23 protein-coding genes are annotated in these 25434 nt (G+C 65.0%); 14 read left to right on the top strand and 9 right to left on the bottom strand.

From position 1 onward, the window contains the following. Window positions 1-628: 628 nt before the first annotated feature. Entirely contained in the window at window positions 629-1792 is a 1164-nt protein-coding gene (locus FO470_RS08950) for an extracellular catalytic domain type 1 short-chain-length polyhydroxyalkanoate depolymerase (RefSeq protein WP_186291890.1), read from the bottom strand. Window positions 1793-1963: 171 nt separating this feature from the next. Beyond that, entirely contained in the window at window positions 1964-2332 is a 369-nt protein-coding gene (locus FO470_RS08945; protein ID WP_144342582.1) for a response regulator, read from the bottom strand. Window positions 2333-2603: 271 nt separating this feature from the next. Between FO470_RS08945 and FO470_RS08940 the strand changes: the two genes are divergently transcribed. After that, window positions 2604-4049, top strand: coding sequence for a PAS domain S-box protein (locus FO470_RS08940; RefSeq protein WP_144342581.1), 1446 nt, complete (start codon window positions 2604-2606; stop codon window positions 4047-4049). A gap of 13 nt (window positions 4050-4062) precedes the next feature. On the opposite strand, the gene FO470_RS19510 is transcribed toward FO470_RS08940, so the two are convergent. Further along, a complete protein-coding gene (locus FO470_RS19510; protein WP_186291889.1) occupies window positions 4063-4224 on the bottom strand; it encodes a hypothetical protein in 162 nt (53 codons plus the stop codon). Window positions 4225-4433: 209 nt separating this feature from the next. Here FO470_RS19510 and FO470_RS08935 point away from each other — a divergent pair, with 209 nt between their 5' ends. Further along, a complete protein-coding gene (locus FO470_RS08935) occupies window positions 4434-4661 on the top strand; it encodes a hypothetical protein (protein WP_144342580.1) in 228 nt (75 codons plus the stop codon). A 675-nt stretch (window positions 4662-5336) separates the two neighbouring features. Here the strand turns inward: FO470_RS08935 and FO470_RS08930 are convergent. Then, window positions 5337-5783, bottom strand: coding sequence for a DUF6508 domain-containing protein (locus FO470_RS08930; RefSeq protein ID WP_144342579.1), 447 nt, complete (start codon window positions 5781-5783; stop codon window positions 5337-5339). A 171-nt stretch (window positions 5784-5954) separates the two neighbouring features. Here FO470_RS08930 and FO470_RS08925 point away from each other — a divergent pair, with 171 nt between their 5' ends. Beyond that, the gene (locus tag FO470_RS08925; protein ID WP_144342578.1) at window positions 5955-6392 is read left to right on the top strand and encodes a thermonuclease family protein; all 438 of its coding nucleotides are present in this window, start codon (window positions 5955-5957) and stop codon (window positions 6390-6392) included. Between the two features lie 18 nt (window positions 6393-6410). Here FO470_RS08925 and FO470_RS08920 read toward each other — a convergent pair whose 3' ends face one another. Genes FO470_RS08920 through FO470_RS08900 form a run of 5 tightly spaced genes read right to left on the bottom strand, consistent with a single transcriptional unit; the run spans window position 6411 to window position 12270 of the window. Then, window positions 6411-7316 carry a 3'-5' exonuclease gene (locus FO470_RS08920; RefSeq protein ID WP_246659527.1) on the bottom strand — a complete coding sequence of 302 codons (906 nt, stop codon included), beginning with the start codon at window positions 7314-7316 and terminating at the stop codon, window positions 6411-6413. Beyond that, window positions 7291-9330: an ATP-binding protein gene (locus FO470_RS08915; protein ID WP_144342577.1), complete on the bottom strand. Its 2040-nt coding sequence runs from the start codon at window positions 9328-9330 to the stop codon at window positions 7291-7293. Before FO470_RS08915 ends, FO470_RS08920 begins: the two co-directional genes overlap by 26 nt. Beyond that, on the bottom strand, window positions 9327-10649 hold the full coding sequence (locus FO470_RS08910; protein WP_144342576.1) for an SIR2 family protein: 1323 nt from the start codon (window positions 10647-10649) through the stop codon (window positions 9327-9329). Before FO470_RS08910 ends, FO470_RS08915 begins: the two co-directional genes overlap by 4 nt. Before the next feature lie 18 nt (window positions 10650-10667). After that, the gene (locus tag FO470_RS08905; RefSeq protein ID WP_144342575.1) at window positions 10668-11684 is read right to left on the bottom strand and encodes a nucleotidyl transferase AbiEii/AbiGii toxin family protein; all 1017 of its coding nucleotides are present in this window, start codon (window positions 11682-11684) and stop codon (window positions 10668-10670) included. Beyond that, complete coding sequence (locus FO470_RS08900) at window positions 11677-12270, bottom strand: DUF6088 family protein (RefSeq protein WP_144342574.1); 594 nt, start codon at window positions 12268-12270, stop codon at window positions 11677-11679. Before FO470_RS08900 ends, FO470_RS08905 begins: the two co-directional genes overlap by 8 nt. A 233-nt stretch (window positions 12271-12503) precedes the next feature. Between FO470_RS08900 and FO470_RS08895 the strand changes: the two genes are divergently transcribed. The 11 genes from FO470_RS08895 (at window position 12504) to FO470_RS08850 (ending at window position 24891) form a co-directional block, all read left to right on the top strand. After that, complete coding sequence (locus tag FO470_RS08895; RefSeq protein ID WP_144342573.1) at window positions 12504-13454, top strand: ArdC family protein; 951 nt, start codon at window positions 12504-12506, stop codon at window positions 13452-13454. Window positions 13455-13613: 159 nt separating this feature from the next. After that, window positions 13614-15749: a ParB/RepB/Spo0J family partition protein gene (locus FO470_RS08890; protein WP_144342572.1), complete on the top strand. Its 2136-nt coding sequence runs from the start codon at window positions 13614-13616 to the stop codon at window positions 15747-15749. A 60-nt stretch (window positions 15750-15809) separates the two neighbouring features. Then, window positions 15810-16031 carry a hypothetical protein gene (locus FO470_RS08885; protein ID WP_144342571.1) on the top strand — a complete coding sequence of 74 codons (222 nt, stop codon included), beginning with the start codon at window positions 15810-15812 and terminating at the stop codon, window positions 16029-16031. Between the two features lie 65 nt (window positions 16032-16096). Beyond that, window positions 16097-16513, top strand: a complete 417-nt coding sequence (locus tag FO470_RS08880; RefSeq protein WP_144342570.1) for a hypothetical protein — start codon at window positions 16097-16099, stop codon at window positions 16511-16513. After that, window positions 16510-16773: a DUF6117 family protein gene (locus tag FO470_RS08875; protein WP_144342569.1), complete on the top strand. Its 264-nt coding sequence runs from the start codon at window positions 16510-16512 to the stop codon at window positions 16771-16773. The genes FO470_RS08880 and FO470_RS08875 overlap by 4 nt, the downstream gene beginning before the upstream one ends. After that, complete coding sequence (locus FO470_RS08870) at window positions 16770-17066, top strand: hypothetical protein (protein ID WP_144342568.1); 297 nt, start codon at window positions 16770-16772, stop codon at window positions 17064-17066. Before FO470_RS08875 ends, FO470_RS08870 begins: the two co-directional genes overlap by 4 nt. Before the next feature lie 150 nt (window positions 17067-17216). Next, window positions 17217-21578 carry a strawberry notch family protein gene (locus FO470_RS08865; RefSeq protein ID WP_144342567.1) on the top strand — a complete coding sequence of 1454 codons (4362 nt, stop codon included), beginning with the start codon at window positions 17217-17219 and terminating at the stop codon, window positions 21576-21578. Beyond that, a complete protein-coding gene (locus tag FO470_RS08860; protein WP_186291888.1) occupies window positions 21578-22618 on the top strand; it encodes a DUF7146 domain-containing protein in 1041 nt (346 codons plus the stop codon). The genes FO470_RS08865 and FO470_RS08860 overlap by 1 nt, the downstream gene beginning before the upstream one ends. Before the next feature lie 311 nt (window positions 22619-22929). After that, window positions 22930-23856, top strand: a complete 927-nt coding sequence (locus FO470_RS08855; protein ID WP_144342831.1) for a DUF2493 domain-containing protein — start codon at window positions 22930-22932, stop codon at window positions 23854-23856. A gap of 284 nt (window positions 23857-24140) precedes the next feature. Beyond that, entirely contained in the window at window positions 24141-24308 is a 168-nt protein-coding gene (locus FO470_RS19505) for a hypothetical protein (RefSeq protein WP_012454941.1), read from the top strand. A 142-nt stretch (window positions 24309-24450) separates the two neighbouring features. Continuing rightward, window positions 24451-24891 carry a hypothetical protein gene (locus FO470_RS08850; protein WP_144342565.1) on the top strand — a complete coding sequence of 147 codons (441 nt, stop codon included), beginning with the start codon at window positions 24451-24453 and terminating at the stop codon, window positions 24889-24891. Window positions 24892-25434: the final 543 nt, after the last annotated feature.

Genomic DNA, 25434 nt, shown 5'->3' with positions numbered 1-25434 from the left:
CATCGCTCAGCCAGCGAATTGACGACTATCGGCCCTCCAAGATGATCCTCGTATGGGCCTGCGTGGCCACGGCCGCGGCCACGATGATCGTCGGATTTAACTGGGGCGGCTGGGTGACCGGCGGCACATCACGAGCAGCGGCCACAACCGCAGGCGATGTCGCGCGCGGGGAACTGGCGTCCGCCATCTGCGTCGAGCGGTTCAACGCCGCGCCGGATGCATCTGCGAAACTCGCCGAGTTCAAGGCGATCCCCGACAACTACAAGAAGCGCCAGTTCGTCGAGGCCGGCGGCTGGGCGATCATGCCCGGCCAGACCACGCCCGACCGCCGCGGCGTCGAAAGTTGCGCGACGGCCTTATCGACCTGATCTGTGTCGGTTCTGGCGGTGTATCCTCGGGGATGCTTTCGATCTCGTAGGCAACGATGCCGAAGCCGCGCGCACATTGACGGTTGGCGACGCCACCGATCGGGGATGACGGCAAGCCCGAAGACGTACTCCCAGCGCCCGGAAAGTTCCGGATCGCGGAACTGCGCGGACAAGTGTTCATCTTCCTCATCGGAGGCCGCTAGCGCGAAACGATCGCTGTGCTGCGGCTTGGAAGTGTTCGGCGGAGGCGCGTGCCGGTCCTAGCGCATCAGGCCTGCACTGCGCAGCGCGTCCTCGATGATCTTGCGTACGGAACTTTCGCGAGCCAAGCCATGGATCGCAGGACGTGCGGGGGCGTCATTGCTTGCTCGCTCTCCATGCAGGGGTAAAGCGTGCGCCTCGGGTGGCGGGAACGCGGCGCGGAAAGCTCCGCGCGCATCCGGAACGAGCTCCGGCGAGAGACTATCACGTGCTTCGACGATGCCCCAGAATCGGGCGATCTCCCAGGTCGAGGAGATGCCAACGTCGAACATGTAAGGTCCCGGCGTGCCCAGTTCGTCTCCGAGCGGCGTGCCATGTCCCATCGCAGCGACCGTGTTGAGCTCGATCACCGCCTCGCCAGCCGCGTTGCACCAGATCCGCCGCCAGTGTGGGCCCTGTCTTTCGGTTCGCGATGCGGCCGCTTCGAGCCTATGCGCGCTGCGCCATTGCGCGGCGATGTCCTCGGCGTTGGAGGGGGCGACTGTGTGGTCGGCCGAGCCCTGCCAGATGGTGACTTTCGGCCAGGGACCGGAGTGGCTGGACGCCTCACGCAGGAGCCGCCAGAGCTCGCCGTCGGAAATCGAGCCTTGGCCGTGCATGCAGCTGAACGCCTCGGGAACCGTCGAGGCGCGGCCATAGGCGAGGCCGGCGATGATGCCACCTCCCGCGAACACCTCCGGATAGGTCGCAAGCATGACGCTGGCCATGGCGCCGCCGGCCGACAGGCCGGTGACGAAGACTCTGCTCCGGTCGAGATCATGAGCAAGGACCATCGTCTCGATCATCTGTCGGATCGACAGAGCCTCGCCGTGGTTGCGCCGCGTATCCTCCGGGTGGAACCAGTTGAAGCACAGGTTCGGATTATTGGCGTGCTGCTGCTCCGGATAGAGCAATGCGACGCCGGCGCGCTCGGCAAGCTCCGACCAGCCGGAATGATGATCGTACCCCGCCGCATTTTGCGTGCAGCCATGCAGCACGACAACGAGCGGCGCACCCGGACGGATGCCAGGCGGCGTATAGAAGTGTGCCCTCAACCCTCCAGGATTCGTACCGAAAGTGGTGAGCGTCGACAGCCGATCGGCGCGGGCGGGATCGGCTGAGAAAGTGCCCGTGTACCCGCGTAGGACTGCAAGGCGGGCAAGCATATCCGGGATATTTCGCAAGCGAGGCGTCCTTGTTGTGGCCCGGGAAGGGCGGCAAAGGAAATAACGCACATGCAGCAATATCGTGCTGCAGCGCACAATAACAAGTGGTCTGGAAGCCTCTTGAGCGTCTCGCCGGAGATCAGTGGCGGGGCTGGGGACCTTCCCGTGGATCCGAGAGCTCCCCCCGGACTATTGGCCAGCGAGCAGGTTGTGGATGGATCTGGCGACGTCAGGCGGCCCGTAAGGCTTGGCGAAGAACACGCTTCCGGCGGGAAGCTCGGATTTGTCGACGAAGCGGTGTCCCAACGTCACGATGGTGTGTACCGGAGGCCAGCGGTTGCGCACGGTGGCCGAGAGCTTCAGCCCGTCCATGCTGCCGGGCATGTCGATATCGGTAAAAAGCAGCCGGATATTCGGGACGGCTTCCATTATCTCGAGTGCCTGATCGGCGTTGGCCGCCTCGTACACTTCAAATCCCCGATGGGTAAGATAGTCGGCGACGTCGACGCGGATCATCACCTCGTCCTCGACGACCAGCACGGCAATTGGCGTACTCATGGAACTCGACACCGGTGCGGTTACGGCAGGACAATGGGGGTGAACTCTTGGCTGGCCTGAACGATCCATCGGTTTTGCCGCAACGGCATCTTTCGTCCGCCTTGCAAGGCGTTATGTGCACTATCACGTTGTGCGCAGGCAGGCGGTGGCACTAGATTGAAAGGTCGAGCCTATTTCAGCCCGGCTCATGGAGGCGGACAGTCGTCTGTCGACTTACGCCTTCAACGCCATTCCTGAAGCGTTCCGCTCAAAGAAGCGAAAGGAGCCTCGCATGCCTGCTCCGCCCTTGTCGGACAGCGTCGCAGGTGCGCGCGAAGTGCCGATCGTCGCCGCCGATCGGAATGAGCAGGAGAAAGCCTCGCTGTACGCCTTTCTGAAGGTGTTTCCCCAGGCCGTCTACGTGACCGATGTCGAAGACCGGCTCGTCTTCTTTAACGAGGCGGCGCGGCATCTGTGGCGACCGGAACCCCGGCTGGGCACCGCAGACTTCTCGCGATCATGGAGGCTTTTCGGGCCGGATGGTCGATCCATGTCCTATGCACAGTCACCGATAGCCCTGGCATCCGCGGAGCGCGAACTCAGGCGAGGACACGAGCTCGTCATCGAAGGACCGGACGGATTGCGCGTGACTGTTCTGGCGTTTTCGACGCCTTTGCTTGACGACGGAGGAACGATAACCGGCGCGGTCAATCTTCTGATTGACGTGTCGGATCGCTCCGTGGCCTACGAGACTGCGCAGCGTCTCGCCGCAATCGTCGAGACCTCGGCAGATGCCATCCTCACCAAGGATCTCGACGGCATCGTCACCAGCTGGAACAAGGGAGCCGAACGGCTGTTTGGCTATACCGCCGAGGAGATCGTCGGCAAGTCGGTTTCGGTGCTCGTGCTGCCCGATCGTCCCGACGAGGAGCCGAACATCCTGGCACGCATCCGCGCCGGCGAGCGCATCGAGCACTATGAGACAACGAGACTCAGGAAGGTTGGCAGCCTGGTCGACATTTCGCTGTCGGTCTCGCCGATACAGGACCATTCCGGTCGGATCATGGGCGCCTCGACGATCGCGCGGGACATCAGCGAACGGCGACGCGCCGAGGAACAGCAGCATCTCCTCATTCGGGAAATGGATCACCGGGTGAAGAACTTGTTCTCGCTCGCGAGCAGCATCGTCTCACTCAGCAGGAGATCGGCGACGAGCGTGGATGACCTCGCTTCCGTTGTCGTGTCGCGGTTGAATGCCCTGTCACAGGCTCATGCCTTGACGGTACCGCACACCTCCGCGGCCAACATGCGACTGCAGCAGGCAACGACATTGCACACCCTCATGCGCACCATCCTGTCGCCATATGACGAATGCGACGCGACGCCGGGCTCCCGTGTCACTATTGAAGGGCCGGATATCGATGTGGCCGGTGGCGCCGTGAGCGGTTTCGCCCTGCTGTTCCATGAATTCGCGACCAATGCCGCCAAATACGGCGCTCTGTCGGTTCGGAACGGAGGAATGGACATCCGCTGCGAGGATCAAGGCGCGACCTTCATCCTGACCTGGAAAGAGCGTGGTGGGCCGCGGATCGATCGCGCTCCCGACAGCGACGGATTCGGCACCCTCCTCGCGCGCTCCACCGTGCGTGGGCAACTGGGTGGCGAGATCACACGCGAATGGAAGCCGGAGGGCCTGTCCATCCGGCTGACCGTCGCGACGGATCGGCTCGCCGGCTAGGGCTGCCCGTTCGTCAGGCGCCGGTCAATTGCCAGATGTCGATGAGCCATTCGTGCTGATCGAAAATGTCACCGGCCCGGTCATGAAAGCGGATTTCGTCGCCATCACGCCGACGTGCGCCGGCCACGATCGCGCCTGTGGTAACGTGATGGATGGACAATATCGTCGACGTCACAATCGAGTCTCTTCTGCTCTCCCGCTTTCCTTCTTGCAGTCAGTTGGCTCCGGCCGTTCACGTCGCTCGAAACGTCATGCGTGACGGGCCGCCTTCCGAACCAGGGACAAGTCTCGCTTCAGGCATATCGCGGCAAGTAAGAAGGTTGTGGACGCTCGCCGCCGGTGGCGGTGCTCGTCCGCCGGTGCGCATAAGCGGGAGCAACTAGCATGGCGACCTACCGCTTCCGGCGAACCGGCGAAGACAAGGACGCTCCCATCGAGCTTGCCAATGACGATGCCGCCTGGGCGACCCTGATACGCTTGTGCTTCGATGAGCTCGGCCGCGCGAATGCCAGTCCGCCCAGCGGTTCCGATATCGAACTGTCGGTGACCGATCATCTGGGGCAGGACGTGGCGGTCATCCGCGTCAGCGCGAGCCGCCGGCGCCCAGGCTGATAATGTATGACGACAAGGCCATAGGATCATGGCGCATGGCCTCGTCATGCCGCGCCTTGTCATCTCCTCCTCCCGCGGCACGGCCATTGATCGGCCGAACCGGCGCGCGTTTTGCTCCGGGACGATCGTCTGATACGGTGCACCTATGGCCCAATGTCCGCTATTGGGCAGTAGGTCAATTTCCGCTGATGGCGCGGACCAGCCCATGTGCGCGCCATTCTACGCTAGAGTTCTCCCCTCCCCTGAAGCCGCTTTACTTCGCTCGGGGATTGGCCACAGATCGGATAAGTAAGTCTTTGAGAGGGAGATCAACGCCGCTCGACGGAAGTCAGAAACAGACCGGACGGTAACGGCACCGCGGCGAATATCGTCGCCGAAACTACGCTATTGCCGCCGTTTGTACCCGTCACTCCCACTCTATTATCAATGGCTGCCATAACACCTTGAAATCACGCCATTAAAAATATTTTTGATCGCGATATACCGTCAGCCATTCCGCCAAAATGGCCGGCTTTTGAAATTGCTGGATTTTTTCGGGATACCCCAAAAACCGAACTTTCGGGGACTATCGTCAAGCACGGGATGCAGGAAACAATTCGACTCGATCCGTGCATTCCGCCGATTTTGCGCTGTGACGCTATCACTAAGGCAAGCGATTGTCACTTTGGGAAGCCGTCAGGCTGCCGCGGCAAGTACAGCGGCGCGTTCGACAATGCGCAGGATCAGCCCCGATTCAAACGCACCCATTAGGGCGCCTTCAACGAAGCGGTCCTGCCGGATGCAAACCGTCAGCAGCTGCCCGAGTTGGTCCGACGTAGCGCTGCGGATGGCGGTCCCGGCCCGTAGGGACCTTGCTTCGTCGGACTGCATCCATGCCGACCAGGCAAAATCCTTCTTCACCCAGCCATGCTCGTAGGCGACCTTGCGGAAGGAATCGACGACCGGATCGTAGGAAACATACGGCATCTGGATAACACCCGGTTCGGTCTCTGCGCCGCCAGCCCATGTCCCCGCCTGGAACCCTGGCTGCCGAAAGACGGGCAGGAAGTCCGCTAAGGCCTGAAGGTCCGTCGCCAAGCTCCGGATGTCCTTTGCGTCAATATTGTCCGAGGAGGATGCCATATCTTCACCGCGCCCCTCTATAGACATGAAGAAAAGTGCCGTTTACGCAGCATATGAGGAAATACCTATGGCGAAAGGGGACAAGTTCGTCCGCGCAATGCTCGCCAAGAAGCGCCTGAAAGCAGCGGCATGAGCCTCCGGCGCCCCATAAAGTGGAAATGAGAAACGACTATGCGCATCGTAATCGGCCTGGCGTTGCTGGCTGCGCTGACGACGGCGACCGCGGCCAAGGCCGATCCCTGCAAGGCCATTCCCGACCGCGGCCCGATGCCGCCCTATCTCCACCGGGGCGCACACTTCTTCGGTCCTGTGGTCTATGTCGGCGACGGCGACTCCCTGTGCGTGGCCGTGGGCCAAGGGCCAGCCAACTGGGTGGAGATCCGGCTGGAGGATTTCTACGCGCCCGAACTCCACTCCCCCACCGGCCCTGCTGCCAAGGCCGCGCTGGAAAGACTTGCCATGGGCCGAAACGCGGAGTGCGTCGCCAACCATAAGTCCTACGACCGTGTGGTGGCCACCTGCCGGATCGGCGGACGCTCCATCGGAGATTTATTGAAGGCGGTCGGAAACGTCGAGGGCGGCAACGGATACCACCAGAGCAAGCGTTAGCCCGACCTTTGGTAGCGCTTAGATGCGATCTGAAAACCGATCATAGGCATCGATCCGCCGGACGGGAGGGTCGGCCTCATACCGATAGATCTCCGTTCTCAAGAACCGCAGCTCGGCCTCGCGCTGGGCTTCGGGAACGTCGATATACCAAGCGCGGGGCTGCGGGCCGGGATCGCCGTTCCAGCGGTATCCTCGCGCCTTGAGAACATCCTTGAGGTCGAAGGGCGAGTTCTCCGCCCAGATGCGCCAGGCGACAGTACGAGCGCCATCCAGTAGGCGGCTAAGGCCCGTAACACCGGATCGGGGCAGCCGCATCGCCAGCAGCTCGATCGTCGCAAGACAATCGTGCATCGCGCGGTGGCGGTCATAGAAGAAGCCGGCGGTCTGAGCGAGATAGGCGAGCTTCGCGCCCTCGAATCCTTCCGCTGCCCAGTCGATCTGGCTGAACGAGCAGGCCCAGGGCTTCGTCGAGAACACATCGCAGAAGCGTTCAAGGAAGCGGCGATCGAACGCCGCGTTGTGCGCGATGACAAGCGAGGCCGGCGCCGCGAATTTGGCGACCTCGGCGGGATCGATGACCTGGCCGGCCACCATTTCATTCGTGATGCCGGTGATCGCGGTGATTTCCGGCGTGATCGGCTCACTCGGCTGACGCAGCCCTTGGAAGCTGTCACCCACGCTGAAAATGGTGCCATCCAAGCCGTAGTTGAATGGCGTCATGGCCAGCTCGATGATCTCGTCGCGCTGAGGATCGAGCCCCGTGGTCTCCACATCGACCACCAGGCCAAGGCGCAGCGGCGTGCCGGGAGGCGGAATGGTGCGAGAGCGCGGCTTGAGACGCCGGATGACCCGGTAATCTCCCGTAGCTTCCAGTGTCTGCGCCAGCGTCTCCAGATGGTCAGAAGTCATCGTCTGGCGCTTCATCTACCGCCATCGGCTCCCCTTCAGCCGCCGCCGCAGCGGCGTCGGCCGGGCGGAGCGCGAGGCGAATGTCAGCGGCTCGACCTTCTTCGTGGAACCACAAATCGACCACGGCGGTATCGTCGCTGCGCGGCCGTGGTGATGCCTCCCGCACCTTGAATGTCGTCGGGAGATTGACCGAGGTTCCGAACACCAGCGCGTGTTGCCGAGGCAATGACGGCAACCGCTTCAGGACCGATTCTGAAATGAACGGCGTCATCTGCCGAATCTGAGAAAGATCGTCGGGGTTCTGGATGCGGTGAACCAGGAAGTTGGAGCACTGGCTGAGAACCGTCTTGGACAGCTCGCTCGGGCGCTGGGACGCCAAGAGCACGAACATGCCGTACTTGCGCCCTTCCTTGGCGATGCGCTCGAATATCTTGGTCGCGTCCACAGCATAGCGGGATGGCGTCGCCGAGATGTAACGGTGAGCCTCTTCCAGCAGGAGGTGGATCGGGAAGCGGTTACGCGGATCGGCTCGCCGGAGCAGGCGAAACAGCATCCGCGCAATCACCGCGCTGACAAGCTCGACCACCTCGTCCTCGACATCGTTCATGTCGATGATGATGATCTGATTGGCCTTGGTGTGACCGGCCCCCTTGCCAACCAACCCGACCAGCCGGGTCAGGAACTCCAGCTCTCCATTGTCGGCGGCAGCACCGACCGCCTCGTGGCGGAGAAATTCATACTCCCGACGATCTTCCAGCGCCTGGAAGCGCGTCACCATCTGGGAGCAGTAGTCACGGATTTGCCGATTGCCGTGCGCCTCCGCATACAAGATGGCGAGGTCTATCGCGTCTCCGAGGGCAGAAAAATCAAAAGGCAGATTCTGATAATCTGGGAGCTTCAGATCCTCCAACTCAAAGCCGTTCGGACCAACCAGATAAGTATCTAGACCCGCAGGGTTGGCCATTTGGCCAAAGTTGATCGCAATAAATGGCCGGATTTTCGCCGCGTTGATCTCGTTCGTGCTGAAGCGCTGAAGGATGCCAATGATCCGATCATGCTTGGACGGGCTCGAAGAGTCGTCGCGCATGATCTGGGTGATGCACTTGGCGAGGATGTGATTGCGGACGCTGTTGAGTTCTGCGGCCCCCACATTTGAGAACAGGGTGGAGAGCCCGAGCGCCATGCGCAAGATCGGCACCTGGGTGCGCTCGCTGGCTTGCAGCAGCAACTCCCATTCCGCCAGCTCCAGGAACCAATGCGGCAAGCGGAAGCCTGCCGCCGTGCCGTCGAGGACGACGCGCTCGACCCCGATGGCCCCCTCCTTCGCGGAAGCGTTCAGAGCGGCGTGATACTCGCCATTGACATCGAAGACGATGAACGTCGCGCCGCGGGCGTGATGCTCCTCGGGTTTGCTGAAAAGGGACTGCAAGACCGAGGCGACCGTGCATGACTTGCCGCTGCCGGTATTGCCCAGGACGGCGACATGACCGCCGAAGAACTCGTTCAGCCGGACCTTGATGTCGTAGTTCTCGAACACCACCGATTTGCCGATCGGCAGCACCCGGTAGCGGGTGGCTCCTTCGGGTTCGCAAGCGCCGCCGTCCAGGCCGACTGAAGGTTCGACGGCGGCCTCGGTCTCGAAGATGCGGTCGAGTTCGCCGTCCAGCGCATAGAGCGCGTCCGCATACAGGGACGGGAAAACTGACACGCCGAAACGGAACGCCCCACCACGCATCGGCAACATGCCGACAGGCACCACATCCAGATATTTGGAAGAGCCGGCCCGGTCGAAGTCACCCCGCTCGGACGGCGTGCTTGCGTCGCGTTCACGCAGGCCGACAACCTCGACCACGACATATTCCGACTGCGACGGGATCATCAAAAATGACCCCAGCCGCGCCACATAATGCACGTCGTCGAAGCCGACGACCGTGAAATTGTCGGTGCCGGCGTGCATCTCGACGACGAAGCGGTCGGCCGCGACCGAGACCACCTTGCCGATCGCGCGTTTGCGATCGTCGTGGCTCATGCCTCGGCATCCTTCATTTCGTCGTCCTTCTTCGGCGCCAAATCGGACAACACCTTGCGAACGGCATCGTCGATCCGGTCACTCGGGCGCTGCGGCATGAAATGCTCGACGACCATGTTGAAGTAGTGCGCCCTCGTCCCCGCTTCAGGACCGTCGCCACCGATGATCCAGATCCGTGGATCGCGCAGCGCCCGCAGCTTGGCGATCTCTCCCTCCGTGTCGGGCGCCGCAAAGATCACCAGGCGGAAGGTCGGGATCGTCAGAGCCTGATAGATGATGTTGTTCAGGTGCTCGTCGCCGAAGGCGTAGCCTGCCGTGATGAGAACGCTTTGCTCCCGCACGATCCGCGACTGAAATTCCCGGAAGAGATCCGCGTAGGGCGAACCGAGCGAAGAGTTCTGCTTCGCTGGCGTCGGATAGATCATCATCTGGTTCGCGGACGCTGGCGGCCAGACTTCCCTGATCGGGAAGAGGCCATGATCGTCCTCGGTCCAAGTGACCGAACCATGCAATTTGCAGAGATAGACGAAGGCGTCGACGGCGGTCCATTTGCGGCTGGCGACGTCGAGCTGCTCGGCTAAGGCGTAGCGAAAACTGGCCGGATTGAAGCGGCGTTCAACCACGCCGGAAAAGCCATTGGCATATGGAATGCCGAGGCGGTCCATCGCCAGTTCGCTGAAATGATCGTAGTTGGTCGTGAACACCCACGGCCGGGGCAAGGACCGATCCCGCAAGACCAGCTTCTTGTAAAACCGCTCGTAGAGGTCGCGCACGGTGGTGTCGCCATCCGTGGCAAATCTCCCCTTGGTGACACGGGTCCAGAGGAAATCCTGGACCTTTTTGATGATGCCATCGAGCACCGCCCGATTGGGGTGAAGAGCAGCGTTCTCGCTATGGCGCAGCACGAACCGCTGCGCGAACAACACCTCCATCAAGCGTTCCAGGTTACGACTGTAATCCTTCGCTAAGTCGATCCCGAGCGCATCGAGATAGTCGAGTTCGCCCTTGGTCAGCCGCCAAGGCGCAGGCGCCCCGCCTACTGCCGGTGGATCGTCATAGTATCCTGCTGCGCGTGCATTGAGCGTTTCCCCGCAAAACTCCTCCGCCAAAGGCGCCATCGTGGAAATGCCAAGCTCTTTGTCGTCCTTCATCAAAGACGAGCATCCAGCGCCGAGCAGGAATGCGATGTTCTTGGCGCTCATCGCCTCCGAAATGGCATGACGAGCGCTCTCGGCCCCCTTGTTCCAATCAAGATCTGAAGGTTCAGCGTCGCCGTTCCGCAGAAACTGGAATTTTCGCCCTTCGTCACCCTCACCCATATCCCCCCATCCCCAATCTCATCTGGCCACGCGATTGGCTCGAGCGGCTATATCTGCACATCGCGCCATGAGCGCCTCGAACGGCTCTGCGTCATCGAAGAGCAGCCCATCCTCGACCATGCGGGCATAGTCGTCTTTCAGCGCCTTCGCGCCATCGCCGACCGGCACGAGCTGCAGGCCGCCGCTGACGGCCGCTGCATAGTCGATCGGCGTGCGGTCGGCGGCCTTCTCCGCGAAGAACATCGACTTGTGCCGGGCGACAGCGTTGGCCAGTTCGCGATCGGCGAAAGCAGCTTCCGCGAAGCCGGCTTCATCCAGCCGGACGACATCGTGCCAGTGTCGCGCGAAGCGGTCGCCGCGTAGTCGCTCCTGGAGGCAGAAGACGTGGATGGCGGTCGCCTTCTCCCAGAAGGTCCGCTCCGCGTGCATGACCCGCGGACGCGCCGTCGGGAATACCAGCCCGTCGATCAGGCCGGCGGCGTCGCAGGAGACATCGCGCAGGCTCGCCGGTTCGCCCGTCGAGCGGGTGCCGAACTCCAGCATGACGCTAGGCGCGACATAGCCGGACCCGGCCGCGGTCGCCTCATAGTCGATGAAGAGCCTGTCATCCTCGACGCGGATGGACGCCGCCAGACCTTCGGCGGCCAGCGCGTTCGCGATCACGGGCTGCACTGTTTCCGCGACCCAGGCCGGCAACCGCCGACGGACCTCGCTGGACCAGCGCTTTTCCTCGCTGCGGGTTTTCGGAAGGCCCTCGCCATTGTCCCCGACCAGATCGGGCGCGATCGCCCGAATGTCGTAGGTCAGATCCACGTCCTCCGAAAACCGGCGAATGACCTGATAGGCTTTCGACAGCGACGTGCCGCCCTTGAACACCAAATGTTCGCCGAGCGGCGCGGCATAGAGGGTCGCCAGCGCCCATACCACCCACACATCCTTTTCGAGCAGATGGGTGGGACGGCCCGAACGATCGGCCGCGACACCCAGCGCGTCGCGCCGGTCCTCGGCCGAAAGCTGGAGAAAGACGTCAGCCATACGCCGCCTTTCCGACGCTCTGCGCGAGCCATGTCGGAAGCTGCGGCGCGGCGGCGACCAGTTCGCCGAACACGCCGGGCGGCATCTTCCGCTTCAACGTCTTGAGCGCCGTTTCTGCTTTCTCCGGGCCGAGCCAGGCCAGCGCCCGCACGGCCTCTCCTGCCGGCCGGTTGGCCAAGGCCAATTGCCAGCGCGGCGCATGCCGCAATTCCACGACCTGCTTGCCGAGGTGCATCTTTCGGCTGCGCCCGGAGGTCAGATAAACCGAGCGGACGGGCACCTGCGTCGTCAAGCCAAGGGCGTTCGCCGCGGCGGCGCCGTTCGAGACGATGATCTCTCCCTTTTGGGTTGCAAGGGCTTCGACAGCCTGCTCGACCGAAGGCGTGCGCGTGCCGAACCGGCTGGCAATAGGACGCAGATAGACGCCGCGACCGGCGCGGATGAGCTGCCCACGCTCCGTCAGGCGCGACAACGCCTGATCCACGGCCGCCCGATTTCCGAGGTGCAGCAGGCTCTTGGCGGACACAGGAGCGCCTTCGGGCAGGCCCGTCGCATGTGACAGAATCTGTTCGGTCAGCCGCGTCATCGTCTTTCTCCTGTCGGAAACATATGCGAGTTTCTGACAGTTTTCAAGGAAGCCCAGGAGAACAGGCGGATATGGGGAAAGCCTTCCCCTGCGGCCGAGCCAGGGTCTCGGCCGACCCCTTCTGCGGGGAGAGCCCCGCAACGCCCCCAGTAGAGTGAGAGTGCGGACCGGGTTTTCCGTGACGGGTTGAGGGCTGGAGAAGAGGTCTCCGGCGCCCGTCGCGGAGAACCGCGATGTTCAGGAATGACCGCAACGGGCGTGCCGGCGCCGACCGGGCGAGCCTATACGACGACATTACCAGCAAGATCATCGCCGAGCTGGAGGCAGGCCGCTTCCCCTGGGTCCAGCCCTGGGGCACGGCCACGGCCAAGGCGCCCCTCGCCATGCCGAGGAACGCCGCGACCGGGCGGCATTATTCGGGGATCAATGTGCTGATCCTCTGGGGCGCGGTGATCCAGCACGGCTTTCCCGGCCAGAGCTGGCTCACCTTCCGCCAGGCCCTGTCGCTCGGTGGCAATGTCCGACGGGGCGAACGCGGCACCACCGTCGTCTATGCCGACCGTTTCACGCCAGAGGACGAGAAGCGCCGCGCCCGCGAGACCGGCGAGGAAGCCGCCGCGATCCCGTTCCTCAAACGGTTCACGGTGTTCAATGCGGCGCAATGTGACGGCCTGCCGGAGGATGTCGCCATTGTGGCTCCACCGCCGCCGCCCGGACTCATCGAACCGCAGGTCGAGGCCCTGATCCGGGCAACCGGCATCGACTTCCGCATCGGCGGCGACCGCGCTTTCTATGTCCCGTCGCATGACTATGTGCAGGTGCCGCCGCCGCAGGCGTATTTCGAGCCGATCAACTGGCACCGCACGGCCCTGCACGAGCTCGGGCACGCCACAGGCCACCCCTCGCGCCTGAACCGCGATTTCTCGGGTTCCTTCGGCTCGAAGAAATACGCCTTCGAGGAGCTGGTCGCCGAGATCAACGCGGCTTTCTGCTGCGCCTCGCTCGGCATCACGCCCACCGTCCGCCATGCCGACTATATCGGCTCCTGGCTCGAGGTGCTGCGCGAGGACAATCGCGCCATCGTCCGCGCCGCTTCCCAGGCCAGCAAGGCGGCCGACTGGCTCCTGGGGTTCCAGCCGGGCGCCGATGTCGATGCGGCCGACGACCAGCGGCAGGCGGCGTGACGATCCTGAAAACCGGAAAGGCGGAGAAGCGGGCTGCCGGCTTTACGCCTTTCCGCCCGCCTGGCGCTGCCCTCCGAGAGTGAGAGGGCGGCGCTTCGCTTCGTGACGGGTTGGAGGTCGAGAGAGAGGCTCCCGGCCGCCCGTCGCGGAGTAACGAACATGGCGACTGCCATTCAGAAGATCACCCTGTCGTCGGCGCGCGACATCCCCTTCAACAAGCTGGTGCTGAGCCAGTCCAATGTTCGGCGCGTCAGGGCCGGCGTCTCGATCGAGGAGCTGGCCGAGTCCATCGCCCGGCGCGGTCTCATCCAGAGCCTCCATGTCCGTCCCGTCCTCGACGCCGATGGCGCCGAGAGCGGCATGTTCGAGGTGCCCGCCGGTGGCCGCCGCTATCGTGCCCTCGAACTGCTCGCGAAGCAGAAGCGCCTGGCCAAGACCGCGCCGGTGCCCTGCGTCGTCGGCGACGCCAACAGCGACATCCTGGTCGACGAGGTCTCGCTGGTCGAGAACATGGAGCGCGCGCCGCTGCATCCGCTCGACCAGTTCCGCGCCTTCCAGGCCATGCGCGACAAGGGCATGACCGAGGAAGCCATCGCCGCCGCCTTCTTCGTCGGCATCAATGTCGTGAAGCAGCGCCTGCGCCTCGCGTCCGTCTCGCCGACTTTGCTCGAGATCTATGCCGAGGATGGCATGACGCTCGAACAGCTCATGGCCTTCACCGTCAGCTCGGACCATGCCCGTCAGGAACAGGTCTGGGAGGCAGTCAAGGATAGCTGGCAGAAGGAGCCCTATCAGATCCGCCGGATGCTGACCGAGACCTCGGTACGCGCCTCCGACAAAAGGGCCGTCTTCATCGGCGTCGAGGCTTATGAGGCGGCCGGCGGCATCGTGCTGCGCGACCTGTTCCAGTCGGACGATGGCGGATGGCTGCAAGATCCGGCCCTGCTCGACCGCCTGGTGGCCGAGAAGCTGAAGATCGTTGCCGACGAGCTCGCGAGCGAAGGCTGGAAATGGGTCGAGGCCGCCTTGAGCTTTCCCTACGGCCACCAGCATGGGCTTCGCGAACTGGCTGGCGTCACGGTCGGCCTGACCGAGGAGGAGAGCGCCACCCGCGAAGCGCTGCGCGACGAATACGACCGGCTCGAAGCCGAATATGCCGAAGCCGACGAGTTGCCGGACGAGATCGACGCACGTCTCGGCGAGATCGAACAGGCCCTCGACGCCTTCGAGCAGCGCCCGACGATCTACGATCCGGCCGACATCGCCGTCGCCGGCGTCTTCATCAGCCTCGATGCCGACGGCTCGCTGTCGGTGGATCGCGGCTATGTCCGTCCCGAGGATGAACGTCCCGTCGAGACCGAAGGCAAAGATGCGCAGGAGGTTGACGGTGAAGCTGGCCAGCAGGCCGCACCCGCCGTTCAACGCGCCGTCATCACCATCGGCGGCCAGTCCGCGGAGCCGGAAGACGATGAGGAGGACGGCATCAAGCCGTTGCCCGAGCGCCTCGTCATCGAGCTGACCGCGCATCGCACCCTCGCTCTGCGCAACGCGGTTGCGGAACATCCCGACGTCGCCATGACCATGCTGCTGCACAAGCTGGTCAGCGACACCTTCCGGCGCACCGCGCCGGCCGGCTGCCTCGAGGCCCGCGTCAATCATATCTTCTTCTCGGCACAGTCCGAGGAGTTGAAGGACAGCACGCCCGCGCGCGAGGTCGCCGAGCGACACGAGCGCTGGGGCGATCACGTTCCCGACGACGACCAGGCCCTGTGGGACTGGCTCTCCCTGCTCGACCCCGGCACGCGCCTCGATCTGCTCGCCCATTGCGTCAGCTACGGCGTGAACGCCCTGTTCGAGCGGCCCAATCCCTACAGCGGATCGGGCGTCAGCCAGCATGGGCTGGACGTGCGGTTCTCACAGGCCGACCGGCTGGCGCGAGCCACCGGCCTCGACATGGTGGCGGCAGGCTGGCGGCCGACGGTCGGAAACTATCTCGGCCGCGTCACCAAGCCCCGTATCCTCGAAGCCGTGCGAGAGGGCGCCGGCGAGCGGGCTGCCCAGCTCATCGACCATCTGAAGAAGGGCGACATGGCCAAGGAAGCCGAGCGCCTGCTGGCCGACACCGGCTGGCTGCCAGAGCCGCTGCGCCTGATCGATCCCAACGATGGCCACGCCGTCGAACCGGGCGCGGAGGTCGACGCCGCAGACGAGGCTGCCTTGCCGGCCTTCCTCAGCGAGGACGAGGAGACCGACGAGATCGAGGACGAGGACGCCCTGACGATCGCGGCCGAATGACCCTCACGGCGGGGGAGCGGCGAGAGGTCGCTTCCCCGCATCGTCGCAAGGAGACCCTCCATGATCGAACCCGCCCCGTCCGCCACGCGCCGCGTCGTCTTTCAGTATCTCGTGCCCGTTCACGTCGAGGTCGAAGACGGTCTCGTCGTTTGCGTCACTGTCATCGACGAAACGCCGGTGCGCGATCCATCCCTGATCGAAGGCGATGCCGGCTACCTGCCGGAAGCCGTCGCCGCCGCCGACGATGGCCAGCCCTGGCCATCCTGGCGGTTCGGCTACTGACCGCCTTCGATCCCCCCAACCCAGCCCGGCCATCGCGCCGGGCTTTCTCGTTTCAGGAGCCTGTCATGGCCGACTATTTCACCCATTTCTCGTGCCTGCTCGACGTCGGCACGCCCGAGAACGCCGCCCGAGCGCTCGATCTCTACAACCGCCTGTCCGAGGACGGCGCATCGGAGGAACCACCCTCCGAAGGCTTCCTCCTCTCGATCCAGCCGGAGCATGGCGGCAGCCAACTCTGGATGCGCGACGACGTGACCGGCGATCCCGAGCGCCTCATCCAGTTCGTGAAGCGCTGCGCCGTCGAGTTCGGCCTGGCCGGCAGATGGGGCTTCCAATACGCCAACACCTGCTCGAAGCCCCGGCTCGATGGATTCGGCGGCGGCGCGCATGTCCTCGACCTCGCCACCGGCGAGACCGTGGACTGGATCTACACCGATGGCTGGCTCGATCAGACCATCTCCGGCGAGGGAGGAGCGCTATGAGCATTCCCTCCTACGCCCGGAGCAACTTCCAGACCCTGCTGCGCGCGGCGGGCGACGGCAATCTCGCCCTCATGGAATGCCTCGACGCGGTGACGGGCAGCCCGCGCTATGTCATCTGCGCCGTGGGGCGGGACGATGGCGATTACGTCTTCACGCCCTTCGGCCATCTCGCCGACGGCAATCCCTATGACGCCTATCTGCCGCCCGATCCCGGCGATCCCGAAGGCTTCGTGCGCCCCGACGCGGGAGAGGCGCCATGACCGACATCGACGCCATCTTCGCGGCGGATCGCCAGCATCCGCCGCGCGAACGGTCTCTGCCCTGGCCGGAAACCAGGGACGGCATCACCGTGGTCATCGAGCCCAAGCCGCATTGGGCCAACGACATGCGGGCCTTCCGATCCAAGGCTCGCGAATATTGCGCCTATGCCGATTGGGCCGAGAACGGCGCCCGCGCCAGGTTCTTCGGCCACATCGACACCTGCGGCGATGACCTCATCCGCAAGGCCCGCGCGCTCGTCGCCTGCGAGATCGCGGACGGACACTGGATCTGATCCCCGGAAAAGCGCCCCCCCTCACGGTCGGGCGCTTTTTCCATGCCGGCGTCCCGAGAGTGAGAGGGCGGCCGGAACGGGTTTGAGCCGGTGCGGTCGAGAGAGAGCGCCGCGCGGCTCGTCCGTTCCCGCTCTCCCGAGGCTCACATCATGACCCTGATTTCCGCATCCGCGGCGGCTTCCGCCGCCGCGCCGCTTCCGCTCGGCTCCAATCCCGAACCCGCCAGCGCCATCTTCACGGCCGCCGGTCTGCTGCTGCCCCATCTCGAACGCGGCGAGCGCGTCGATGCCGCCGCCCTGCGTGCGGCGATGGAGGCCGCCTTCGGCACATCGGACGCCACCGGCGCCTGGGACTGGAAGACGGCCTATGACGCCTGCGAGGCGGCGACCGTCCTGTTCCTCCGCAAATACGGCCGTGCGCTTTTCCGCAAAGCCGGGTCTCCGGCAGCCCGCCTTTCCGCGCTGTCGAAAATCGCCAACCTTCTGCCGACGCATACACGGCGGTCGACGGAGAGCCAGACCTTCCAGCAATTCTCGACGCCGATCCCGCTCGGCCTGGTCGCCGCCCACGCCGCGGCAATCACTCCGGCCGACCGGGTGCTGGAGCCTTCGGCCGGCACCGGCCTGTTCGCCATCCTCGCCGAGATCGCCGGCGGCGCGCTCGTTCTCAACGAGCTGGCCGACACCCGCGCCGCGCTGCTTTCGCTTCTCTTTCCGGCCATTCCCGTCACCCGCTTCGATGCGGCGCAGATCGACGATCATCTCGATCCCGCCGCCACACCCAGCGTCGTGCTGATGAACCCGCCATTTTCGGCGATGGCCAATGTCGAAGGCCGCGTCGCCGACACCACCTATCGCCATGTCGCCTCGGCGCTGGCGCGTCTGACTCCCGGCGGACGCCTGGTTACGATCACCGGCGCCAGCTTCGCGCCCGACAATCTGGCCTGGCGGGGCGCCTTCATTCGCCTGCAGGAGCGCGGGCGCATCGTCTTCTCCGCCGCCATCGACGGCGCGGTCTATGCCAAACACGGCACGACGTTTCCGACGCGGCTGACCGTCATCGACAAGCGGCCCGCCGACGATCCGGCCGTGTTCCCGGCCGCACCCGGCGTTGCCTCGGACGCCGCCACGCTGCTGGGCTGGCTCGACGATCATCTGCCGACACGGCTCGCCGTCGATCCCTCCCTCACGGTCCCGACTGTCGCGGCTTCCGCCCCTCGCAGCGTGCGCGGCTATATCAACCGCACCGCCAAGGCCGTCCCTGCGGCCGTGCCGATGACCGAGCCGGACGGCCTGCCACTCGCCTACGAGACCCCGGACGGCCTAGCGGGCGAAGGCGGCCGTTTGTCCGACGGCATCTATTCCGACGGCATCTATGAAGAATACGGATTGCAGGCGATCCGTATTGCCGGTTCTCAGGCGCACCCCACCAGGCTGGTGCAATCGGCGGCGATGGCTTCGGTCGCCCCGCCCAGACCGAGCTATCGGCCGCACCTCCCGGTCAATATCCACGAGCTGCTGTCCGACGCGCAGCTCGAGACCGTCATTTATGCCGGCGAGGCTCACGCCGATCATCTTGCCGGATCGTGGACGGTGGACGCCACCTTCGATGTCGTCACCGCCGCGCGCGAGGATGCGACGAACGCCGCGCGCTTCCGGCGCGGCTTCATGATCGGTGACGGCACCGGCGTCGGCAAAGGGCGTCAGTCCGCCGCCATCATTCTCGACAACTGGCTCCAGGGCCGCCGCAAGGCGGTGTGGATCAGCAAGTCCGACAAGCTGATCGAGGACGCGCAGCGCGACTGGTCGGCGCTCGGCATGGAGCGCCTGCTGGTCACGCCGCTGTCGCGCTTCCCGCAGGGGCGGCCGATCACGCTGCCGGAAGGCGTCCTGTTTACGACCTATGCCACGCTACGCTCCGACGACCGTGGCGAGAAGGTTTCGCGCGTCCGACAGATCGTCGAATGGTTGGGCTCAGACTTCGACGGAGTCCTCATTTTCGACGAGGCGCACGCGATGCAGAACGCCGGTGGCGGCAAGGGAGAACGCGGCGACGTCGCCGCCTCGCAACAGGGCCGCGCGGGTCTGCGGCTCCAGCACGCGCTACCGAACGCCCGCGTCGTCTATGTCTCGGCGACCGGCGCCACGACGGTCCACAATCTCGCCTATGCCCAGCGGCTCGGCCTGTGGGGCGGCGAGGATTTTCCGTTCAGCACCCGCGCTGAGTTCGTCGAGGCGATCGAGGCCGGCGGTGTCGCGGCGATGGAGGTGCTGGCCCGCGATCTGCGCGCGCTCGGCCTCTACACCGCCCGCTCGCTCTCCTTCGACGGCGTGGAATACGAGCTGGTCGAGCACACGCTGACCCTCGAGCAGACCCACATCTACGATGCCTATGCCGGGGCCTTTGCCATCATCCATAACCACCTCGACGCGGCGATGGAGGCGGCCAATATCACCGGCGCCACCGGCACGCTGAACCGGCAAGCCAAGTCCGCCGCGCGCTCGGCCTTCGAGAGCGCGAAGCAGCGCTTCTTCGGCCATCTGCTCACCAGCATGAAGACACCGACCCTGATCCGGTCGATCACCAGCGACCTGGAAGCCGGCCATGCTGCTGTCATCCAGATCGTCTCGACCGGCGAGGCGCTGATGGAACGCCGGCTGGCCGATCTGCCGACCGAGGAATGGAACGATATCCGCGTCGACATCACGCCGAGGGAATATGTTCTCGACTACCTCGCCCATTCCTTCCCGGTGCAGCTCTACGAGCCGTTCACCGACAGCGAGGGCAATCTGTCGTCGCGGCCAGTCTATCGCGACGGCCAGCCCGTCGAAAGCCGCGAGGCCGTGGCGCGCCGCGACGAGCTGATCGCGCAGCTTGCCTCCCTGCCGCCGGTGCCCGGCGCGCTCGACCAGATCGTCCAGCATTTCGGCACCGAGCTGGTGGCGGAGGTCACGGGCCGCTCGCGGCGCATCGTCCGCAAGCGCGCGTCTTCGGGCGGCGACCGTCTCGTCGTCGAGAACCGCGCCGCCGCCGCCAATCTCGCCGAAACCCAGCAGTTCATGGATGACAGCAAGCGCATCCTGATCTTCTCGGACGCCGGCGGCACCGGCCGTAGCTATCACGCCGAGCTTTCGGCGCGGAACACGCGGCTGCGCGTCCACTATCTGCTCGAACCCGGCTGGAAAGCGGACGCCGCCATTCAGGGCCTCGGCCGCACGCACCGGACCAACCAGGCGCAGCCGCCGCTGTTCCGGCCCATCGCCACGAACGTCAAGGCGGAGAAACGCTTCCTCTCCACCATCGCCCGGCGACTCGACACGCTGGGCGCCATCACCCGTGGCCAGCGCCAGACCGGCGGCCAGGGCCTGTTCCGCCCCGAGGACAATCTGGAAAGCGCCTATGCCCGCGATGCGCTGCGCCAGCTCTATCTCCTGCTGGTGCGCGGCAAGGTCGAAGGCTGCTCGCTCGACCGCTTCGAGTCCGCCACCGGCCTGAAGCTGATGGACGCGAACGGCATCAAGGACGAGTTGCCGCCGATCACCACCTTTCTCAACCGGCTGCTGGCGCTGACCATCGAACTTCAGGGCGTGTTGTTCACCGCCTTCGAGCAGCTTCTCACCGGCAAGATCGAGGGCGCCATCGCCGCCGGCATCTACGATGTCGGACTGGAGACGCTGACAGCGGAAGGCTTCACCGTCACCGGCCGCCAGACGATCTACACCCATCCGGGCACGGGTGCCGAGACCCGGCTGCTCACCATCGCGCAGCGCACCCGCAACCGCCCGGTCACGCTGGACGACGCGCTCGCCTATCTCGGCGAACCCGGCGCCAGGCTGCTGGTGAACGAACGGTCGGGTCGCGCCGCCGTCCAGATCCCCGCCACCTCGATCATGCTCGACGATGGCGAGATCGAACGCCGTGTCCGGCTGATCCGGCCAATGGAATCGCACACCGTTCCGGTGAAGATGATGGGCGAGACCCATTGGACCGAGGCGGATCGCGATGCCTTCACCATGACCTGGGCCGCCGAGGTCGCGGACGTGCCGGAGTTCTCCGACAACACGATCCATGTCGTCGCCGGTCTGTTGCTGCCGATCTGGAAGCGGCTGCCGAACGAGTCCACCCGTGTCTATCGGCTCCAGACCGACGACGGCGAGCGGATCGTCGGCCGCAAGGTCTCGCCCGCCTGGGCGGCCAACGCCGCCACGACCGGCGCAGCTACGCTCACGCCCGCCGACGCTTTCGTGGCGCTAATGGATGGCCGCACCATCCTCGACCTCGCCGAGGGGCTTCAGCTTCGCCGCGTCCGCATCATGGGCGCCGAGCGCATCGAGTTGTCCGGCTTCACCGACACGATGCGCGAGCGGCTCACCGCCTACGGCCTGTTCCACGAGATCATCTCCTGGAAGCTCAGGATGTTCGTGCCGACCGATACCGCCGGCCCCGTGGTGCTGGAGCGCGTGCTGGGCCGCTATCCGGTCCAGCGCATCGGCGAACGCGAGGCGGCGTGATGACCCGTCTCGACGCTTCCGATCTGGCGAACCGTCTCGGCCGGGAGGCCGAGGCGGTATGCCGCCATTATCTCGGCGCCGGCCATCGCCAGGGCAATTACTGGCAGGTCGGCGACGTCCGCAACACGCCCGGCCGCTCGATGTTCGTGCGGCTCAAGGCGACGGCGAAGGGACCGGCGGGTAAATGGACCGACGCCGCCACCGGTGAGCATGGCGATCTGCTCGACGTTATTCGCGAGAGCTGCGGCCTCATCGACTTCGCCGATGTCGTCGCGGAAGCCCGAACCTTCCTCAGCCTGCCGCGTCCCGAACCCGCACCTGAGAAGAAGAAGCGACCAAGCACGCCAGCCCCGTCAGGCTCAGCCGAAGCGGCAAGGCGATTGTTCGCCATGTCGCAGCCGATCGGCGGCACCTCTGTAGAGGCGTATCTCCGCAATCGCGGCATTACGGCTTTGCACGGAACCGGAAACCTCCGCTTCCATCCGCGCTGCTACTACCGGCCCGACGATCATGGCCCGACCGAAACCTGGCCGGCGATGATCGCCGCCGTCACCGATCTCAGGGGCACGATCACCGGTGCGCATCGGACCTGGCTCGCACCTGACGGCTCCGACAAGGCGCCGATCCAAACCCAGCGCAAGGCGATGGGCGACCTGCTCGGTCATGCCGTCCGTTTCGGGATCGCCAGCGAGGTGATGGCGGCAGGCGAAGGCATCGAAAGCGTCCTGTCAGCACATCAGGCGATACCGCACATGGCGATGGCGGCGGCGCTCTCCGCTGCCCATCTGGCCGCCATCCTGTTCCCCGAGACTCTGCGCCGGCTCTACATCGTCCGCGACAATGACCCGGCGGGCGACAGCGCGCGGGATAGCCTGGTCGAACGGGCGAACACGGCCGGGATCGAGGCCATCGTGCTCTCGCCGGTGCTGGAGGACTTCAACGAGGATCTCCGGCGCCTCGGCATCGACGCGCTCCGCGCCAATCTGCGTGTGCAGCTCGCACCGCCGGACGTCGCCCGTTTCTGGCTCGAAGCAGCATAGTCGCCGGCAAGGAGTGTCGAGGCAGCAATCATCATGCTCGCCCGGATGCGTTCAGCCTTCGGAGAGGACCGCGCCTCGGCCTTCGAGAGGGCGATCGGCCGTCAGCCGGGCCGGACCGGCAACGGCTGCGGCCGACGATTTTCCGGCGCTGCCCTTCGGGCCGCTTTCCATCGCGAGGCAAAATCGCCGGCCTTCGCCATCCTCCGCTGCGCTTCGGCCCTACGCTTCGCTCCGGGTGCAGGTCCGTCCCGCCCGACGGCTTCGTCGCCATGAAGGCCGCGACGGTCGCGGTCCAACCGACGGAGCATCCCATGAGCGGGCATGACGACTACGAACCCGAACACGCATCATCGCCGACCGACCATATCGTGCAGGAGCTTCAGCTCTACGGATACCGACCTTCGGAAGAGGAAGCCGATCCCCGACCCGTCCCGGAGGACCGCATCATCGAAGGCGCCGTTGCCGACATCTTCGACGCCCTGATCTCCACCGTGGCCGATACCAGCCTCGATCCCGACCTCGACGATCTCCTCTGGTCGACCGTCAACATGTTCCACCGCGCCGTCGAGCGGGCCGACCGGAAGCTCGATGACAACGAGCAGGCGCAGAAGCGGCTCCAGCGTGAACAGGATGGCTCAGAAGTCAAATCCGTCCAGCTCGAACGCCTGATCGACCTTGGGCAATCGCTGATCGAACGACGCGACAGCTTGGAAGTCTTCCGCGACGGCGCCGCCGAACACTACCACCGCGCCACTGGCTCACCCTGGTCCCAGCGCACAGGATCGCGGGTCAACCATCGCCACCTGACCGCCGCGATGATCGACAGCCGCGACTTCATCGCCGCCAAGCGCCGCGCGGAAACCGAGGTGCTCGTGCCCGCTGGCCCGAAGATCGCCTTCTCCGGCGGTGACACCGCCGACCACAAGCTGATCTGGGCCAAGCTCGACCAGGTTCACGCCAAGCACCCCGACATGGTGCTGATGCACGGCGGTTCCCCGAAAGGGGCCGAAAAGATCGCCGCCAAATGGGCGGAAACGCGCAAGGTGCCGCAGGTCGCCTTCAAGCCCGACTGGACGAAGCATGCCAAGGCCGCCCCGTTCAAGCGCAACGACGCCATGCTGGCGGTGATGCCGATCGGCGTCCTTATTTTCCCCGGCACGGGCATCCAGGACAACCTCACCGACAAGGCCAGGAAGCTCGGCATCCCGGTCTATCGGTTCGGCACGGGCGGCGCGTGAGCGCCGTCCACATTTCCATCGACGTGCGGATGTGGCTGCGAGGCAAACCGGCATGAGCGCCCCTGGACGACGACCGCTCCTGTCGCGGATCTCCACCCCGCTTCAAATGCGCTGATCCTTGGTCCGGCCGAGGGCCTGACGCCATCAACCCGTAAAGGGTCGGACTACGCATGCGCGTGCCGCCGCTTCGGCTGCGCCTGTCGCGGTGATTGCGGCCCTCGGCCGAACACATCGGGCGCCTGTCAGCGGGGAATGGATCTCCGCTCGAGACAGGAGCTGGATCGATGTCCTTCAACGCCGCCCACGCCTTCGCGCTCAGCCTCGCCACCACCTTGATGACCGTCATCGTCATCTTCCGCGCCGGCGACGGCACGCTGTCGGTCACACCCGCCAGTGAATATGACGGCGACGCCTCCCAGATCGTCCGCGAAATCGACCCTTTCATCCCATGACGGGGCGAAGGTCATCGCCTGCGGAGCTGGAACCTCATCCGTTTCAGCTCCCGTTGCCGTCCATCTTTTGCTATGTTCCCCAACGCGCCGTGGTGGTGGTGGAAGGCGCGCCCGTCAGAATTTTTCTCTCGGAGGCACCACCATGATCTTTCTCGGCATTCTCCTTTCCATCGCGGCAATCGGCTTCTTCTGCTGGCTGCTGTTCACGCTCGCCGTCTTCGCGCTGCCATTCTTCGCAGGGATCACCGCAGGCGCCTGGGCCTATGACACCGGCGCAGGCTGGCTTGGCGCAATCCTTGTCGGCGTGGTCGCAGCCGGGCTGACGCTCGGCATCGGTCAGGTTCTGCTCGGGATCGTCCGCCCGCTCTGGGCGCGGATGCTGATCGCGCTCGCCTTCGTCGCGCCCGCGGCCATCGCGGGCTACCACGCGACGCATGGCATCGTGAAACACACCATGCCGTCGGAGACGTGGCAGTTGGTTTTCTCTGTCATCGGCGCGATTGCAGTCGGCATCACCGCGTTTGCGCGCGTCACGGCGATGGCGGCCACCGGCCCGACCGGCCAGCACCCCGCTCAAGCCTGATCGTCTCGCAACGGACACCAACGAGACCGGAACAACGACACCGCACTGCGTCCACGTCGTTTCATGGGGTGGCGATGTGGGCGACGGAGCCCGGATCACGCAGAGGACCGCAGCGTGCACCCCCTCAGGACCACCCGGATCGAGCGCCGATCTCGACGCAACCGATCGACACGAAGCGGCGGAGGTTTCCGCCCGTGGCAGGTCGGGTGAACACGACAGACGCAAGGCCCGCCGACAAGAGGGGAGGATGCGCCGGTGAGCATCGAGGAGGTCTTGGCGCTGGTCTCGACAGGGCCGCCATCATCTCCGCTTCTTCGCGTCTCCAGACCGCTCCAAACGGCCTCATCAATGGCTTGATCTGGCCGAAGGCCGGCTTCGCCTTGATCGCCTATGACGCAACAGCCGCGTCAAACTTTCTTCCCCTGCCGGCTGCGCCGTCATTCCTCGCGGGACAAGAAAGCCCTCCTTAGCTGTCAGGCCCCTTCGGGGTGCGCCGTCGATCGCCTCCGGCCTGTCGATCGCCATCGAGGCCGCAATGGTGCG

It is taken from the genome of Ancylobacter moscoviensis (assembly GCF_007559435.1).
Classification (GTDB): domain Bacteria; phylum Pseudomonadota; class Alphaproteobacteria; order Rhizobiales; family Xanthobacteraceae; genus Ancylobacter; species Ancylobacter moscoviensis.
This window is presented reverse-complemented; position numbering and strand designations above follow the sequence as displayed.

Excerpts from the sequence above, each read along its gene's own strand:
- FO470_RS08870 (WP_144342568.1), top strand. The coding sequence starts at position 16,770 with ATGACCGACATCGACGCCATCTTCGCGGCGGATCGCCAGCATCCGCCG.
- FO470_RS08920 (WP_246659527.1), bottom strand. The coding sequence starts at position 7,316 with ATGAAGCGCCAGACGATGACTTCTGACCATCTGGAGACGCTGGCGCAG.
- FO470_RS08855 (WP_144342831.1), top strand. The coding sequence starts at position 22,930 with ATGAGCGGGCATGACGACTACGAACCCGAACACGCATCATCGCCGACC.
- FO470_RS08910 (WP_144342576.1), bottom strand. The coding sequence starts at position 10,649 with ATGGGTGAGGGTGACGAAGGGCGAAAATTCCAGTTTCTGCGGAACGGC.
- FO470_RS08895 (WP_144342573.1), top strand. The coding sequence starts at position 12,504 with ATGTTCAGGAATGACCGCAACGGGCGTGCCGGCGCCGACCGGGCGAGC.
- FO470_RS08905 (WP_144342575.1), bottom strand. The coding sequence starts at position 11,684 with ATGGCTGACGTCTTTCTCCAGCTTTCGGCCGAGGACCGGCGCGACGCG.
- FO470_RS08865 (WP_144342567.1), top strand. The coding sequence starts at position 17,217 with ATGACCCTGATTTCCGCATCCGCGGCGGCTTCCGCCGCCGCGCCGCTT.
- FO470_RS08885 (WP_144342571.1), top strand. The coding sequence starts at position 15,810 with ATGATCGAACCCGCCCCGTCCGCCACGCGCCGCGTCGTCTTTCAGTAT.
- FO470_RS08900 (WP_144342574.1), bottom strand. The coding sequence starts at position 12,270 with ATGACGCGGCTGACCGAACAGATTCTGTCACATGCGACGGGCCTGCCC.
- FO470_RS08890 (WP_144342572.1), top strand. The coding sequence starts at position 13,614 with ATGGCGACTGCCATTCAGAAGATCACCCTGTCGTCGGCGCGCGACATC.
- FO470_RS08860 (WP_186291888.1), top strand. The coding sequence starts at position 21,578 with ATGACCCGTCTCGACGCTTCCGATCTGGCGAACCGTCTCGGCCGGGAG.
- FO470_RS08940 (WP_144342581.1), top strand. The coding sequence starts at position 2,604 with ATGCCTGCTCCGCCCTTGTCGGACAGCGTCGCAGGTGCGCGCGAAGTG.
- FO470_RS08935 (WP_144342580.1), top strand. The coding sequence starts at position 4,434 with ATGGCGACCTACCGCTTCCGGCGAACCGGCGAAGACAAGGACGCTCCC.
- FO470_RS08915 (WP_144342577.1), bottom strand. The coding sequence starts at position 9,330 with ATGAGCCACGACGATCGCAAACGCGCGATCGGCAAGGTGGTCTCGGTC.
- FO470_RS19505 (WP_012454941.1), top strand. The coding sequence starts at position 24,141 with ATGTCCTTCAACGCCGCCCACGCCTTCGCGCTCAGCCTCGCCACCACC.
- FO470_RS08875 (WP_144342569.1), top strand. The coding sequence starts at position 16,510 with ATGAGCATTCCCTCCTACGCCCGGAGCAACTTCCAGACCCTGCTGCGC.
- FO470_RS08945 (WP_144342582.1), bottom strand. The coding sequence starts at position 2,332 with ATGAGTACGCCAATTGCCGTGCTGGTCGTCGAGGACGAGGTGATGATC.
- FO470_RS08930 (WP_144342579.1), bottom strand. The coding sequence starts at position 5,783 with ATGGCATCCTCCTCGGACAATATTGACGCAAAGGACATCCGGAGCTTG.
- FO470_RS08925 (WP_144342578.1), top strand. The coding sequence starts at position 5,955 with ATGCGCATCGTAATCGGCCTGGCGTTGCTGGCTGCGCTGACGACGGCG.
- FO470_RS08880 (WP_144342570.1), top strand. The coding sequence starts at position 16,097 with ATGGCCGACTATTTCACCCATTTCTCGTGCCTGCTCGACGTCGGCACG.
- FO470_RS08850 (WP_144342565.1), top strand. The coding sequence starts at position 24,451 with ATGATCTTTCTCGGCATTCTCCTTTCCATCGCGGCAATCGGCTTCTTC.